Consider the following 13,561-nt stretch of genomic DNA (forward strand, 5'->3'; position numbering starts at 1 on the left):
TCCCGACGATGCTTGGATTAACGATGCGGCGCGCATCGGGCGGTTAGCTCAGTTGGTAGAGCGTCTCCTTTACACGGAGAGGGTCGGCGGTTCGAGCCCGTCACCGCCCACCACGCCTCTTCCCGTTCCCTTGCCCCTCCCCGGCTACAGAGACCAGCGATGACCGCGCGCGGCTTCCCCACACCCTGGCTCGTCGTCGAGAAGGTCGAGAGTTTCTGCATCGAGGATGCGGACGGGGCCGCCGTGGCCTGGACCTACTTTTCCGACGAGGCGGAGAAGCGGGAGGCGACCGGCCTCATGACCCGCGAGGAGGCTTTGCGGATCGCCAGGGCCATCGCGATGATCCCCGAGATGCGCACGATCATCCGCAGCATCCAGGACGGGTTGACCGAAGCGGACCAGATCCCGGATTGAGCCGCGCGGAGAAGATCTACGCGCTTCAGTTTCCGGCGAGGACCAGGGCCCAGAAGCGCTTGTAGCGCGTACCCGGCGCATCGACGCGGGCGATGCCGATCCGCTTCAGCTGAGGCATCAGCATGTTCTTGTTGTGCTCGGACGAATTTTTCCAGCGAGCGAGCACTTCGTCGAAGGTGTTGGAGCCGGCGCTGAGGTTCTCGGCCGCGAACGAACGGCCAAATCCCGCCCGCGCCATGCGCGACTCGAAGGTGCCGCCGATCTCGTGGCTGAGCCTCCCGGCCTTGGCATTGGATTCCGCCTGGTAGGAGGCCGCCCGGATCAGGCTGGAATCCAGCACCACCGGGCCGAGGCCGTGCGACGCCCTGTAGCGGGAGATCGCCGCGGCGGCGGCACCCTCGTCGAGGATCACCGGGCTGGTGAGGTTGTCGGCCTCGGGCAGGATCGTCGGCCCGCCGCAGCCGCCGAGCGTCAGCAGGCTCCCCACGAGGACGACGGCGCATAGCCGCGCCAGAATGGGAGACATGGAAAAGGGGATCATCGCTCGGTGCCGGTTCGCTGCGCTGCGGTGTCGTCGGCTCGGCCATCCGGGTCCGATGGGGCGAAATCGCGGCGGCGGCGCGAACCGAGGCGCTGGACGGGCGGATGTGTCCGATCCGCCACGCATGATGCCCGTGCGGATGGATTCAGGCGGAGTTCGAACCTGTCGCCGATCCGGTCAGATCCGTGTGCCGAGGTCCCGGGGCGGCGAACCGCAGCGCCACGCTGTGATGCGGTAATCCGGATGGGTGTCGATCCACCGTGCCAACTGCGGCTGTGCCACGCGGATGCAGCCCCTCGCATCGGCGACATCGAGCGGCAGCCGCTTCGATTCGCAGGTTTCTGGCGCATTCGCCATGCAGGCGGTGAAATACAGGAAGAAGAAGCCTGCCATGGTTCGGACAGCCCATTTCGCGAGTTGCGCTCGGGAAAAGGCTAGGGCGCGAACGTCCCGTGTCGAGGGTATCCCCGGCGCGACCCGTCTCGAGGCTGCGCGTTCGGTGATTTGGGTTGTGTGAATGGCGCGGGCGACGGGACTCGAACCCGCGACCTCCGGCGTGACAGGCCGGCACTCTAACCAACTGAGCTACGCCCGCGTATCTGGGTAGCTTGGCATTCGGATCGTCCCACATGATGCAGGTCGATGATGGACGTGGCGCGGGCGACGGGACTCGAACCCGCGACCTCCGGCGTGACAGGCCGGCACTCTAACCAACTGAGCTACGCCCGCACGGCGTTCCGCCCCGTTTCCGGCGGTGTCGGGGGTCTAGTTTCCGCACCCCTGCCTGTCAAGCAACCGGACGCCGCATTTCCATGGAAAATCCGGTCACCGTCGTTTCGAGACGGGATCGCGCGGGCGGGGCGACGGCTCGACGAGCACGGCCGCCATTGAAACCACGTCTCTTTTCTGTCATACGCCCCCTCGCGTTGAACCGCCCGGCCGATAGGGCTGCCGTGGCGGTTCGTGCTGCTCCATCAGAAGCATCAACCGAGCGCACGCCTTCGACCTGTCCCAGGGTCGGAGGGCATGCGCGTTCAGGAGAGCCAAATGCCCAAGCTGAAAACCAAGTCGGGCGCGAAGAAGCGCTTCAAGATCACCGGCACCGGCAAGGTCATGTATGCCCAGGCCGGCAAGCGCCACGGAATGATCAAGCGGACGACGAAGCAGATCCGCAACCTGCGCGGCACCACCACCCTGTTCGAGGGCGATGCTGCCAACGTGAAGAAGTATTTCCTGCCCAACAGCCGGTAATCCTTCGCCGCAGCCGATACTGTTTTCGTAATCCAGGAGAGAACCCATGGCCCGCGTCAAGCGCGGCGTGACCAGTCACGCAAAGCACAAGAAAGTCCTCAAGGCCGCCCGTGGCTATTACGGCCGGCGCAAGAATACGATCCGGATCGCCAAGCAGGCGGTCGAGAAGGGCATGCAGTATGCCTACCGCGATCGTAAGAACAAGAAGCGTACGTTCCGCGCTCTCTGGATCCAGCGCCTCAACGCCGCTGTCCGCGAGCACGGCCTGACCTATTCGCGCTTCATCAACGGTCTCGCGAAGTCCGGCATCGAGGTGGACCGCAAGGCCCTGTCCGAGCTCGCCATTCACGAGCCGGCTAGCTTCGCGGTGGTGGTGGAGAAGGCCAAGGCCGCTCTCCCGGACCTCGCCAAGGCTGCCTGATCCGTAAGGCTGCCTGAGGCGCGTTCACACGCCCTCTCATTCGTCGATGCGAAAGGCGCGGACCGAAAGGTGCCGCGCCTTCGTTTTTCGCAAAGGATCGTCGGCAGGCGCGCTTGCATTGGCGGCGCTTACCCGCAAAACCGCTCGCGGGGGCCGCACACGATCCGAAGGCCAGATGCCAACCGGTGGTTTGAACCGATGACCGATCTCGAAACCCTCGAAGGCGATCTGCTCGGACAGGTCGGGAGCGCGTCCGACGAGGCCTCCCTCGATGCCGTGCGCGTCGCGGCTCTGGGCAAGAAGGGCTCGATCTCCGACCTGCTGAAGACCCTCGGCAGCATGACGCCGGACGAGCGCAAGGAGCGCGGTCCGCTCATCAACGGCCTGCGCGACAGGGTCCAGGGCGCCATCGCCACGCGGCGCGAGGCGCTCGCGGAGGCCGCCCTCGAAGCCCGTCTCGCGGCGGAGCGGATCGACGTCACCCTGCCGGTGCGCGAGGCGCCGGAAGCGCGCGGGCGCATCCATCCGATCAGCCAGGTCATGGACGAGATCACCGCGATCTTCGCCGATATGGGCTTCTCGGTGGCCGAAGGCCCGGACATCGAGACCGACGACTACAACTTCACCGCCCTCAACTTCCCGCCCGGCCATCCGGCGCGCGAGATGCACGACACGTTCTTTCTGGCGCCCGACCGCAACGGCCAGCGCAAGGTGCTGCGCACCCATACGTCGCCGGTCCAGATCCGCACCATGCGGTCCCAGGAGCCGCCGATCCGCGTGATCTGCCCCGGCCGCACCTATCGCCACGATTCCGACCAGACCCACACCCCGATGTTCCATCAGGTCGAGGGGCTGGTGATCGACAAGAGCGCCACCATCGCCAACCTGAAATGGGTGCTGGAGGAGTTCTGCCGCACCTTCTTCGAGGTCGATGCGGTGAAGATGCGGTTCCGGCCGTCCTTCTTCCCCTTCACCGAGCCGTCGGCGGAGGTCGATATCCAGTGTTCGCGCAAAGGCGGCGAGATCCGCTTCGGCGAGGGCACCGACTGGCTCGAAATTCTCGGCTGCGGCATGGTCCATCCGAACGTGCTCAGGAATTGCGGCTACGACCCGGATTTCGTCCAGGGCTTCGCCTTCGGCATGGGCATCGACCGGATCGCGATGCTGAAATATGGCACGCCCGACCTGCGCCCGTTCTTCGAGGCGGATGTGCGATGGCTGGAGCATTACGGCTTCCGCCCGTTGGACATCCCGAGCTTGGTGGCCGGGCTGACGAGTTAGGATGCCGAGGGAGGGATCGCGCATGACCGAGCAGGAGATCCGACAGGTCGCCAACGAGGTGCTGCGGGAAACGCTCGGACCGCACGGGTTCGAGAGCGCCGATGTTCGTCCGGCTCCCGACTTCGACGGCGAGCCCTCGCTCCATGTGACGGCGCATTTCAGGCCGAAGGCAGGGGTGACCAGCGGAGACGCTTCGACCAGGGCACTCTCGGCCTTGCGGAAGCGGCTGCTCGATAAGGGCGAGGAGCGATTTCCGTACATTCGCTACGATTATCCGGACGACGAAGTGCTCGGCGACGACCCATCGGAATCAATACCGGACCGGCACTGATGCCGAGGCTCGGAAATCCACTCGTCTACGATCTCCTGGAAACATCCCGCGCGCTCGCGGACACGCGCGGCCGGGTGAACCTGCGCAAAGCGGCGATGCGCCGGGCGGTCAGCGGGGCCTACTATTCTGTCTTTCACGCTCTCTGCTTCATTTGCGCGAGTGAATTGATCGGGTGGACCCAGGAGAACGACATCGTCGAACCGATCTACCGCCTGCTCGATCATGGAACGGCAAAGAAGCGTCTCAACAGCCGGGATGCGAACCTGATCGGACCGACCGTTACCGATATCGGCAATAACTTCCTAAGTTTGCAGGAAGCTCGAAACGCCGCCGACTATTCGCCGCCTACTCTGAAGGTTCGTCATGACGAGACGTTGCGCTACATCGAGCTTGCGGAACAGACCGTGACGTTGATCGAATCTCTCACGACGCTCGACCGCAAGAAGCTTGCGGTTCTCCTGATCGCCAGAACCCGGCCCCTCTGAGCCGAAGAGACGAACTCATGAAATTCACCCTCTCCTGGCTCAAGGAGCACCTCGACACCGACTCGTCTTTGGAGAACATCTCCGAGACGCTGACTCGGATCGGCCTCGAAGTCGAAGGCATCGAGGACAAGGCGGCGGCGCTCGCGCCTTTTGTCGTCGCCCATGTGCTCACGGCCGAACAGCACCCCAATGCCGACCGTTTGCGTGTCTGCACCGTGGATGCCGGCGACGGGCAGCCCGTGCAGGTCGTCTGCGGAGCGCCGAATGCGCGCGCCGGGATGAAGACGGTGTTCGCGCCCCCCGGCACCTACGTGCCCGGTCTCGACAAGACCTTGGCGGTCGGCAACATCCGGGGCGTCGAGAGCCTCGGCATGCTGTGCTCGGGCGCCGAACTCGGCCTCGGTGAGGAATCCAGCGGCATCCTCGACCTGCCGGCGGACGCCCCGACCGGCCAGGCCTACGCGCTCTATGCCGGGCTCGACGATCCGGTCATCGAGATCAACCTCACCCCGAACCGCCCGGATTGTACCTCGATCCACGGCATCGCCCGCGATCTCTCGGCTGCCGGCATCGGCGTGTTGAAGCGCGAGTCGATGCCGCCTGTGCGTGGCGAGGGCGAGTGCCCCGTGCCGGTCGCCCTCGATTTCGAGCCCCTCGATCAGGGATTGTGCCCGTATTTCGCCCTGCGCCTCGTGCGCGGCGTGAAGAACGGCCCCTCCCCCGACTGGATGCAGGCCCGCCTGCGCGCCATCGGCCTTCGCCCGATCAACGCGCTCGTGGACATCACCAATTACCTCACCTTCGATCGCGGACGCCCGCTCCACGTCTTCGACGCGGCCAAGGTGAAGGGCGCTCTCACGGTCCGTCGCGCCCGCGACGGCGAGAGCCTGAAGGCCCTCGACGGCAAGACCTATGCGCTCGATGACGGCATCGTCGTCATCGCCGACGAGAACGGCCCCGAATCCATCGGCGGCATCATCGGCGGCGAGGCCTCCGGCTGCGACGACGCCACCGTGGACGTCATCATCGAATCCGCCCTGTGGGACCCGGTGAACATCGCCCAGAGCGGCCGGCGCCTCGGCATCATCACCGATGCCCGCTACCGCTTCGAGCGCGGCGTCGATCCCGTTTTCGCCCTGCCGGGCCTCGACCTCGCCACCCGCATGGTCGTCGAGATCTGCGGCGGCTCGCCGAGCGAGGCGGTGATTGCCGGTGACTTGCCCGAGACCGAGCGTGTCATCGATTTCCCCTGGACCGAGACCCGCCGGCTCGCCGGGATCGAGCTGTCCCGCGCCGAGATGAAGGTGACGTTGGAGACCCTTGGGTTCCACGTGGCCGGCTCGGGCGACCGGGTGAAGGTTCTCACCCCGTCCTGGCGCCCGGATGTGGAAGGCAAGGCCGATCTCGTGGAGGAGATCATCCGCATCGCCGGCCTCGACCGGATCGAGCCGAAGCCGCTGACGCGCGGCGATGCCGCCATCGCCAAGGCGACGCTGACGCCCCTGCAGAAGCGCACGCGCCTCGCCAAGCGGGCGCTGGCCACGCGCGGCCTCGTTGAGGCGGTGACGTGGTCGTTCATCCCGCATGACGACGCCGTTCTGTTCGGCGGCGGCAAGGCGGATCTGGCGCTGGCCAACCCCATCGCCGCCGATCTCTCCGACATGCGCCCGAGCCTGGTACCCGGCCTGCTCCGGGCGGCCCAGCGCAACGCCGACCGGGGCTATGGCGACGTCGCCCTGTTCGAGGTCGGCCAGTGCTTCGAGACCGACCAGCCCGAGGGCCAGTCGATCCGCGCCACGGCCATTCGCCGGGGAACGGCACGCCACGAGGGCGCCGGCCGCCATTGGGCGGGGGCCGCCGCCACCGTCGATGCGTTCGAGGCCAAGGCCGACGCCCTGGCGCTCCTCACGGCGCTGGGCGTGCCGACCGGCGGCCTCCAGATCGTGGCGGGTGGCCCCGCCTGGCTTCATCCCGGACGCTCCGGCACGATGCAGTTCGGGCCGAAGAACCAGATCGGCTATTTCGGCGAGATCCACCCCCGCGTGATGAAGGCTCTGGACCTGAAGGGCACGCTCGTGGCCTTCGAGATCACCCTGGATACGATCCCCCTGCCGAAATACCGCCCCACCAAGGTGAAGCCCGCGCTGGCCCTCTCCGACTTCCAGCCGATCTCGCGCGACTTCGCCTTCGTCGTCGGGCGCGACGTGGCGGCGGGCGACGTGGTGAAGGCGGCGCAAGCTGCCGAGCGCAAGCTCATCGCCGGGATCGACGTCTTCGACATCTACGAGGGGACGGGCATCCCCGAGGGCGCGAAATCCGTCGCCATCGCGGTGAGGCTCCAACCGGTGGAGCGGACCCTTACCGACACGGAGATCGAGGCCGTGACGGCCAAGATCGTCGCCGAGGTCGCCCGCAAGACCGGCGCGACTTTGAGGGGGTGAGAGCTTGTTTGAGGTGTTTTTCCAAGGCCTTACCTCATCCTGATATGCCGCGTAGCGGCCTCGAAGGAGGGCTCCAGATCACGCACCGGCCTCTGGAGGCCTGCTTCGAGGCCCTTCGCCGGGGCAAAGGCACCTCAGGCTGAGGTTGTCTGCTTCGATGATCGACTCGAGCATGAGCAGCCACCGAAAAATCCGATCAGACAGGCTTTGAAACGGCGCTCGGAACTCCAGACAAGGAAGCCGACCACATGGCGAACCAGGAACTGATCGACGTCTTGTCGGCCGCCAAGCATCTGCCGAAGGCGGCGATGCTTGAGGCCCTGGCGAGCCCCGCCGACATCGCCGAGCCGGTCCTCGCCGTTCTCGGCATGGCGGCGGAGGGCAAGGAGCTCGACGAGGCGCAGGGCAACCTGCTGTTCTGGGGAGTACACGTCCTGGCGGCGGCCGGCGAGACGCGGGCCTTCCTCCCGCTTCTCACCATCCTGCGGCGCGAGGATTCCGACGGGCTGGACGCGCTCCTCGGCGACGCCCTCACCATCACCATGGCGAAGATGCTCACCAGCCTCTTCGACGGCGACGTGGCGCCGATGCATGCGCTGCTGCTCGATTCGACGGTGGACGGCTTTGCCCGCTACGAAGTCTTCGCCGCCCTCGCCTACCTGACCCAGATCGGACGGATCGACCGGACCCAGACCCACGATCTCCTCGTGCGGTTCGACGACAAGCGCGCCGCCGTCGAGGGCGACATCGCCTGGGTCGGCTGGGAGGAGACCATCGCGCTTCTCGGTTTCGCCGACCTTGCCCTGCGGAGCACGGCGGCCAGGGCCGACGGGCGTTTGAGCGACGAGTTCAGCGATGCAGGGTGGTTTCACACCACCCTTCGCCGGGCGACCGCGAAGCCGAGCGACCTGCAGCGGTTCGACGGACAGAATTACGGCACGTTCGACGATCCCATCGGGGCCTTGGCCTGGACCGCCGAAGGGGCGGGCCTTCCGATCCGCAATCCGGTGAAGATCGGCCGCAACGATCCGTGCCCGTGCGGAAGCGGGAAGAAGTACAAGAAGTGCTGCCTCAACGCGGCCTGACGAAGGGTGAGGATCGGCCCGGACCGTAAAGGTCCGGCGGGTCCGGTCGCGAGGACGCGACAGCCTTCACCTGTGGCGTTACGATGAACCCACCGCATTCATCTTCGCCGGAGCAGCGTCATGTCCCTCGTGATCCCCATCATCCTCGGCTCCGTCCGCAGCGAGCGCCAGGGATTGCGCGCAGCGCGATTCCTCGTGGCGCAAATGCAGGAACGCGGCATCGAGGCTCCGCTCGTGGATCCGGCCGAGTTGAAGCTTCCGCTCCTCGACAAGATGTACAAGGAATATCCCAAGGGCGAGGCGCCGGCGGTGCTGGAGGACCTTGCCACGCTCTACCGCCGGTCGGATGCGTTCGTGGTCGTCTCGGCCGAGTACAACCACTCGATCCCGCCGGCCCTCTCGAACACGCTCGATCACTTTCTCGAAGAGTATTTCTGGCGGCCCTCGGCCATCGTCTGTTACTCGGCCGGTCAATATGGCGGGGTACGGGCGGCGATGCAGCTCCGGGCGATGATGGCCGAGCTCGGCGCGCCGAGCATCGCCTCGCTGCTGCCGATCCCCCGCATCCACAAGGCGCTCGACGAAGAGGGCGTGCCGCAGGAGGAATGGCTCTCGAAGGCCGCCAAGCGGTTCCTCGACGAGCTCGTCTGGCACGCCGAGGCGCTGAAGGCGCAGCGCGCCAAGGGCACCCCGTATTGAAAGCCTGTTCGATTGGATTTCTCAGCGGATGCTCACGCCAGAGTCGAGCATCCCAGCAGACCGCCTCATCCTGAGGAGCCCGCGTCAGCGGGCTTTGGGGGAGCCCTCCAGTTGGCGCACGATGTCTGGAAGCCTCCTTCGAGGCCACTACGCGGCACCTCAGGATGAGCTAGAGCGTTGGAAAAGCAACTCAAACAGGCTTTGAGGGTGGTGCTCCGTGCCGGGAACCCGCCGATGCGAGGCCCGGCGCGGGTCTTGCGCGTTGACCCTCCATGATGCCGGAGGCCGCAGCAATGACGACGATTCTTCAGACCCTTCTCGCCAGCCTCGTGAAGGCGTCCCTGATCTCGGACGATGCGGAAAGCCTGCGCTGGCGCGAGGAGGCGCGGCGCGCCCATGCCGCCCTCGTCTCCGACGCCGAGGCGGCGAAATCCCTCAAGATCGACGGGATCTGGACGCTGGCCGTGGGCGAGGCCGAGTCGCCCGAATTTCAGGCTTCGGAGGGCCGGGTGTCGTTTGGCCTGCCGGCTTCTTCCCCGTTTACTCTCGCCGACCTGCTCGACCCAGGCTTCGACGTCGATCTCGGCGTGGAGCGGATCGCCGGTTCCGCGTCCACCGGTTGATGAACACCGGAAGAACATTGCCCCCGGCCTCGCGCGGTCCCATGTTGACGGATGTGGAAAGGCCCGAGCCTGAGGCCTTTCGACCTCTCGCCGCCAAGACATGAGCGGCGCGTTATACGAGTTCGAGCCCAGAGACATTTGGCCAGACGCATCAATCCCAACCCTGGGCAGAGCGCCCTTCCCTCCCGCGAGCAGATCCTCGCCTTCATCGCGCAGGCGACCGAGAAGGTCGGCAAGCGCGAGATCGCCGCGGCCTTCGACATCAAGGGCGCCGACCGCATCGGCTTGAAGCGCATCCTCAAGGAGATCGAGGAGGAAGGGGAGATCGAGCGCGGGCGGGCCGGGCTGGTGCCGCCCGGCCGGCTACCGCCGGTGACGCTGGCCGATATCAAGTCGCGGGATCGCGACGGCGATTTCTTCGCGGTTCCCGTGGAATGGGACCATGCGAAGGGCCCGCCTCCGAAGATCCTGGTCTCCTCACCGCGCAGCGGCAAGAAGCCGGGCCGCGCAGCCCCCGGTATCGGGGACCGCGCCCTTCTGCGCGTCGAACTCATACCCGGCGAGAGTGGGCGCTATTCCGGTCGTGTCATCAAGGTGATCGGCAAGAACAAGGCGGAGGTGATCGGCGTCTACCGCTCCGGCCCCGATGGCGGTCGCATCGTGCCCGTGGAGAAGCGGGCGCAGGGACGCGAGATCGCGATCCCGGCCGGCGAGGAAGGCGAGGCGCGGGACGGCGACCTCGTCAGCGTCAGCCTCGTGAGCGAGAGCCGGTTCGGCCTGCCGCGAGGGCGCGTGACCGAGCGCCTCGGGTCGCTCGGCTCGGAGCGCGCCGTGAGCCTCATCGCGCTCCATCTCCACCACATCCCCCACGTCTTCGCTGCCGACACATTGGCCGAGGCCGACGCGGTGGAGCCGGTGGGGATGAAGGGCCGCGAGGATTGGCGCGCCGAGCCGCTGCTGACCATCGACCCGCCTGACGCCAAGGACCATGACGACGCCGTGATGGCGATGCCGGACCCGGACGAGGCCAATCAGGGCGGCTTCGTCGTCACCGTCGCCATCGCCGATGTGGCCGCCTATGTCCGCCCCGGCTCGGCCCTCGACCGCGAGGCGCTGTTGCGCGGCAACTCGGTCTATTTCCCGGATCGCGTCGTGCCGATGCTGCCGGAGCGCATCTCCAACGACCTCTGCTCGCTGAGGGAGAAGGAGGATCGCCCCGCCATCGCCGTGCGCATGGTGATCGGCCCCGACGGGGTGAAGAAGCGCCACAGCTTCCACCGGGTGATGATGCGCTCGCGCGCCAAGCTGTCCTACGCCCAGGCGCAGGCGGCCATCGACGGATTCACCGACGAGACGACCGCGCCGCTGGTGGAGCCGATCCTGCGCCCGCTCTGGGCCGCTTACGCGGCCCTGACGGCAGCGCGCGAGGCACGCGGCCCCCTCGCCCTCGACCTGCCGGAGCGGAAGGTGCTGCTGACGCCGGACGGGGCCGTGGACCGGGTGGTGGTGCCGGCCCGCCTCGACGCGCACCGGCTCATCGAGGAGTTCATGATCCAGGCCAACGTGGCCGCCGCCGAGACCCTGGAACAGGCGAAACAGCCGCTGATCTACCGGGTCCATGACGAGCCGGCCCTGGAGAAGATGCGCGCGCTCGGCGAGGTTCTCGCTTCCATCGGCATCAAGATCCCCAAGGAAGGGGCACTCCGCCCCGCCCTGTTCAACCGCATCCTCGGCTCCGTGGCCGAGACCGAGCACGCGATCTTCATCAACGAGGTGGTTCTGCGCTCGCAGGCGCAGGCCGTCTATGCCGCGCAGAATCTCGGGCATTTCGGCCTGAATCTCAGGCGCTACGCCCATTTCACCTCGCCGATCCGGCGCTATGCCGATCTCATCGTTCACCGCGCGCTGATCGCCGCCTGCCGCCTCGGCCCTGACGGCCTGTCCTCCGACGTGACGGTGGGCGCCCTGGACCAGATCGGGGAGCAGATCTCGGCCGCCGAGCGTCGTGCCATGGCGGCCGAGCGCGAGACCATCGACCGGCTCATCGCGCATCATCTCGCCGACCGGGTCGGGGCCACCTTCACCGGCCAGATCTCGGGCGTCACCCGCGCCGGGCTGTTCATCAAGCTCGACGAGACCGGTGCCGACGGCTTCGTGCCGATCTCCACCATCGGCAACGATTTCTACCACCACGACGAGGCCCGCCATGCCCTGGTCGGCTCGCGCAGCGGCGAGACCCATCGCCTCGGCGACCGGGTGGAGGTGAGGCTGGTGGAGGCGGCGGCCGTGGCCGGAGCGCTGCGCTTCGAACTGCTCTCCGAAGGCCAGACGAGGCCCGGGGCCGGGGGGGCGAGATCTCCGCGCTCGCCGAGTTTCCACAAGGCCGGAGCGCCCGGCAGGCCCGCCGGCATCCGCAACTCCGGGTCGCGCCACCGCGGGTCGCGCCGCTAGGGCGGCTGGTGTAGGGTCACTGAACGTTGAGCGTTCATCTCTCCCTACCGCTCCCCTCATCCTGAGGGGCCGCGTCAGCGGCCTCGAAGGAGGGCTCCAACTGGCTCAGTGGTGGCTGGAGGCTCCTTCGAGGCCCGCTTCGCGGGCACCTCGGGATGAGGTTGCGGCTTTCGAGATTTGAAGCAGAAAGTAGGGAAGCCATGACAGCGAGCGTCGAGTCCCTGCCCGGTGAGCGCATCGGCCTCGTCAAATCCATGGCGCGCGGTTTCGTGTGCCGCTGCCCGCATTGCGGCGAGGGCAAGCTCTTCGGCAAGTTCCTGAAGGTGCGCCCGGCCTGCGATGCGTGCGGGCTCGAATTCCACCACCACCGGGCCGACGACCTTCCTCCCTATGTTGTGATCTTCATCATCGGCCACATCGTCGGTTACTTCATTCTCGAACTCGAGACGAATTACGACGTGCCGTTGTGGTTTCAGCTCACGTTCTGGCCGATCGTCACTCTCGGATCGGCCCTTGCCCTGCTGCAGCCGGTGAAAGGCGCCGTGGTCGGATTGCAGTACGCCCTTGGCATGGGGGGCTTTGCCACGCTACCGACGGCCCCAAGCGTGGCAATTGCCCGCTCCGAGGAGGTTCAGCTTGGACCAAGCGACAATCCTACCCCCGGCCTCGGCCGCGCCTGAATCCCCCAGGCGCGCCGCCGCTCTGCGGCCCCGCAACGCGGCGACCCTCATCATCATCGACCGCACGGCGCGCCAACCGAAATTCCTGATGGGCAAGCGGCATGAGGGCCTCGCCTTCATGCCCGGAAAGTTCGTCTTCCCCGGCGGGAGGATCGAGCCCGGAGACCGGCGCATGAGCGTGGCAGGAGCCCTCTCGACGCGGGCCGAGGATGCCTTGGCCAAGCGCGTGCCCCGCGCCTCGGACTCCCTCGGGCGGGCGCTCGCCCTGGCGGCGATCCGCGAGACCCATGAGGAGACCGGCCTCTTCCTCGGCACCACCGAATACGGCCCGCCCGAGACGGTGCCGGAGGGAAGCTGGCAGGCGTTCAAGCAGTTCGGTGTGATGCCCGATCTCGAAGCGCTCCACCTCGTGGCGCGGGCGATCACGCCGCCGGGCCGGCCACGCCGGTTCGACACGCGCTTCTTCACCATCGACCGCAAGGCCGTGGCCGCCGAACAGCCGGGGATCGTCACGCCGACATCCGAACTCGTGGAACTCGCCTGGGTGAGCTTCGCCGAGGCGCGGGAACTCGACCTGCCGCGAATCACCCGCGTGGTCCTCGATGAGCTGGAGTTGCAGATCGCCGGCGGGTTCGCGCCTTACCTGCCGATCCCGTTCTTCTACGAGCGTAACGGCAGGAACGTCCGCGAGGTTCTGTAGACGATCCAGGAACCGGACCCGCTCACATTCCGTTGAACAAACGAGGATAGAGTTGGAGTTCGACCATGATGAAGGGCGGTTTGCTGTGGTTGATCGGCATCCCATTGCCGATCATTCTGCTGATTTACTTCTTCACGTCCTGGCTGCACTGAGCCGCA

At 66.8% G+C, this 13,561-nt stretch carries 15 protein-coding genes and 3 tRNA genes; 14 read left to right on the plus strand and 4 right to left on the minus strand.

All coding sequences use genetic code 11. The annotated features are described in order from the left end of the window. Window positions 1-37 precede the first annotated feature (37 nt). Together A3OM_RS0114840 and A3OM_RS0114845 are read left to right on the plus strand one after the other, a co-directional pair. Window positions 38-113 (plus strand) — tRNA-Val (locus A3OM_RS0114840). 46 nt (window positions 114-159) lie between these two features. After that, window positions 160-414: a hypothetical protein gene (locus A3OM_RS0114845; protein ID WP_018044552.1), complete on the plus strand. Its 255-nt coding sequence runs from the start codon at window positions 160-162 to the stop codon at window positions 412-414. A gap of 25 nt (window positions 415-439) precedes the next feature. Here the strand turns inward: A3OM_RS0114845 and A3OM_RS0114850 are convergent, their stop codons facing one another. From A3OM_RS0114850 to A3OM_RS0114865, 4 genes are all read right to left on the minus strand, one after another. Further along, on the minus strand, window positions 440-940 hold the full coding sequence (locus tag A3OM_RS0114850) for a CAP domain-containing protein (RefSeq protein WP_051074329.1): 501 nt from the start codon (window positions 938-940) through the stop codon (window positions 440-442). Between the two features lie 192 nt (window positions 941-1,132). After that, window positions 1,133-1,348 (minus strand): hypothetical protein, encoded by a 216-nt coding sequence (locus A3OM_RS0114855; protein ID WP_018044554.1) that lies wholly within the window; start codon window positions 1,346-1,348, stop codon window positions 1,133-1,135. A gap of 125 nt (window positions 1,349-1,473) precedes the next feature. Beyond that, window positions 1,474-1,550: transfer RNA gene (locus A3OM_RS0114860), tRNA-Asp, on the minus strand. 57 nt (window positions 1,551-1,607) lie between these two features. Further along, window positions 1,608-1,684: transfer RNA gene (locus A3OM_RS0114865), tRNA-Asp, on the minus strand. A 318-nt stretch (window positions 1,685-2,002) separates the two neighbouring features. On the opposite strand from A3OM_RS0114865, the gene rpmI reads away from it, so the two are divergent. The 12 genes from rpmI to A3OM_RS0114925 all read left to right on the plus strand — a co-directional run bounded on the left by rpmI (window position 2,003) and on the right by A3OM_RS0114925 (window position 13,403). Next, window positions 2,003-2,206, plus strand: a complete 204-nt coding sequence (gene rpmI, locus A3OM_RS0114870) for a 50S ribosomal protein L35 (protein WP_018044555.1) — start codon at window positions 2,003-2,005, stop codon at window positions 2,204-2,206. Between the two features lie 46 nt (window positions 2,207-2,252). Next, window positions 2,253-2,627: a 50S ribosomal protein L20 gene (gene rplT, locus A3OM_RS0114875; protein WP_018044556.1), complete on the plus strand. Its 375-nt coding sequence runs from the start codon at window positions 2,253-2,255 to the stop codon at window positions 2,625-2,627. A gap of 198 nt (window positions 2,628-2,825) precedes the next feature. Further along, complete coding sequence (gene pheS, locus A3OM_RS0114880; protein WP_018044557.1) at window positions 2,826-3,908, plus strand: phenylalanine--tRNA ligase subunit alpha; 1,083 nt, start codon at window positions 2,826-2,828, stop codon at window positions 3,906-3,908. 22 nt (window positions 3,909-3,930) lie between these two features. After that, window positions 3,931-4,239 (plus strand): hypothetical protein, encoded by a 309-nt coding sequence (locus tag A3OM_RS0114885; protein ID WP_018044558.1) that lies wholly within the window; start codon window positions 3,931-3,933, stop codon window positions 4,237-4,239. After that, entirely contained in the window at window positions 4,239-4,724 is a 486-nt protein-coding gene (locus A3OM_RS24085) for a hypothetical protein (protein ID WP_018044559.1), read from the plus strand. Before A3OM_RS0114885 ends, A3OM_RS24085 begins: the two co-directional genes overlap by 1 nt. A gap of 17 nt (window positions 4,725-4,741) precedes the next feature. Then, window positions 4,742-7,165 (plus strand): phenylalanine--tRNA ligase subunit beta, encoded by a 2,424-nt coding sequence (gene pheT / locus A3OM_RS0114895; RefSeq protein WP_018044560.1) that lies wholly within the window; start codon window positions 4,742-4,744, stop codon window positions 7,163-7,165. Between the two features lie 248 nt (window positions 7,166-7,413). Beyond that, the gene (locus A3OM_RS0114900; RefSeq protein ID WP_018044561.1) at window positions 7,414-8,250 is read left to right on the plus strand and encodes a DUF1186 domain-containing protein; all 837 of its coding nucleotides are present in this window, start codon (window positions 7,414-7,416) and stop codon (window positions 8,248-8,250) included. Between the two features lie 120 nt (window positions 8,251-8,370). Beyond that, entirely contained in the window at window positions 8,371-8,949 is a 579-nt protein-coding gene (locus tag A3OM_RS0114905; protein WP_018044562.1) for an NAD(P)H-dependent oxidoreductase, read from the plus strand. A gap of 293 nt (window positions 8,950-9,242) precedes the next feature. Beyond that, window positions 9,243-9,572: a hypothetical protein gene (locus A3OM_RS0114910; RefSeq protein WP_018044563.1), complete on the plus strand. Its 330-nt coding sequence runs from the start codon at window positions 9,243-9,245 to the stop codon at window positions 9,570-9,572. A gap of 138 nt (window positions 9,573-9,710) precedes the next feature. After that, window positions 9,711-12,023, plus strand: coding sequence for a ribonuclease R (gene rnr / locus A3OM_RS0114915; RefSeq protein WP_018044564.1), 2,313 nt, complete (start codon window positions 9,711-9,713; stop codon window positions 12,021-12,023). Window positions 12,024-12,223: 200 nt separating this feature from the next. Continuing rightward, entirely contained in the window at window positions 12,224-12,703 is a 480-nt protein-coding gene (locus tag A3OM_RS0114920) for a DUF983 domain-containing protein (protein ID WP_018044565.1), read from the plus strand. Next, on the plus strand, window positions 12,660-13,403 hold the full coding sequence (locus tag A3OM_RS0114925; RefSeq protein ID WP_018044566.1) for an NUDIX domain-containing protein: 744 nt from the start codon (window positions 12,660-12,662) through the stop codon (window positions 13,401-13,403). The genes A3OM_RS0114920 and A3OM_RS0114925 overlap by 44 nt, the downstream gene beginning before the upstream one ends. Window positions 13,404-13,561 lie beyond the last annotated feature (158 nt).

The sequence above is a fragment of the Methylobacterium sp. 88A genome, from assembly GCF_000376345.1.
Taxonomy (GTDB): Bacteria; Pseudomonadota; Alphaproteobacteria; order Rhizobiales; family Beijerinckiaceae; genus Methylobacterium; species Methylobacterium bullatum.

What these genes read in the sequence shown, in the direction of transcription:
- A3OM_RS0114845 (WP_018044552.1), top strand. Translation starts at nt 160, where the DNA reads ATGACCGCGCGCGGCTTCCCCACACCCTGGCTCGTCGTCGAGAAGGTC.
- A3OM_RS0114850 (WP_051074329.1), bottom strand. Translation starts at nt 940, where the DNA reads ATGTCTCCCATTCTGGCGCGGCTATGCGCCGTCGTCCTCGTGGGGAGC.
- A3OM_RS0114855 (WP_018044554.1), bottom strand. Translation starts at nt 1,348, where the DNA reads ATGGCAGGCTTCTTCTTCCTGTATTTCACCGCCTGCATGGCGAATGCG.
- rpmI (WP_018044555.1), top strand. Translation starts at nt 2,003, where the DNA reads ATGCCCAAGCTGAAAACCAAGTCGGGCGCGAAGAAGCGCTTCAAGATC.
- rplT (WP_018044556.1), top strand. Translation starts at nt 2,253, where the DNA reads ATGGCCCGCGTCAAGCGCGGCGTGACCAGTCACGCAAAGCACAAGAAA.
- pheS (WP_018044557.1), top strand. Translation starts at nt 2,826, where the DNA reads ATGACCGATCTCGAAACCCTCGAAGGCGATCTGCTCGGACAGGTCGGG.
- A3OM_RS0114885 (WP_018044558.1), top strand. Translation starts at nt 3,931, where the DNA reads ATGACCGAGCAGGAGATCCGACAGGTCGCCAACGAGGTGCTGCGGGAA.
- A3OM_RS24085 (WP_018044559.1), top strand. Translation starts at nt 4,239, where the DNA reads ATGCCGAGGCTCGGAAATCCACTCGTCTACGATCTCCTGGAAACATCC.
- pheT (WP_018044560.1), top strand. Translation starts at nt 4,742, where the DNA reads ATGAAATTCACCCTCTCCTGGCTCAAGGAGCACCTCGACACCGACTCG.
- A3OM_RS0114900 (WP_018044561.1), top strand. Translation starts at nt 7,414, where the DNA reads ATGGCGAACCAGGAACTGATCGACGTCTTGTCGGCCGCCAAGCATCTG.
- A3OM_RS0114905 (WP_018044562.1), top strand. Translation starts at nt 8,371, where the DNA reads ATGTCCCTCGTGATCCCCATCATCCTCGGCTCCGTCCGCAGCGAGCGC.
- A3OM_RS0114910 (WP_018044563.1), top strand. Translation starts at nt 9,243, where the DNA reads ATGACGACGATTCTTCAGACCCTTCTCGCCAGCCTCGTGAAGGCGTCC.
- A3OM_RS0114920 (WP_018044565.1), top strand. Translation starts at nt 12,224, where the DNA reads ATGACAGCGAGCGTCGAGTCCCTGCCCGGTGAGCGCATCGGCCTCGTC.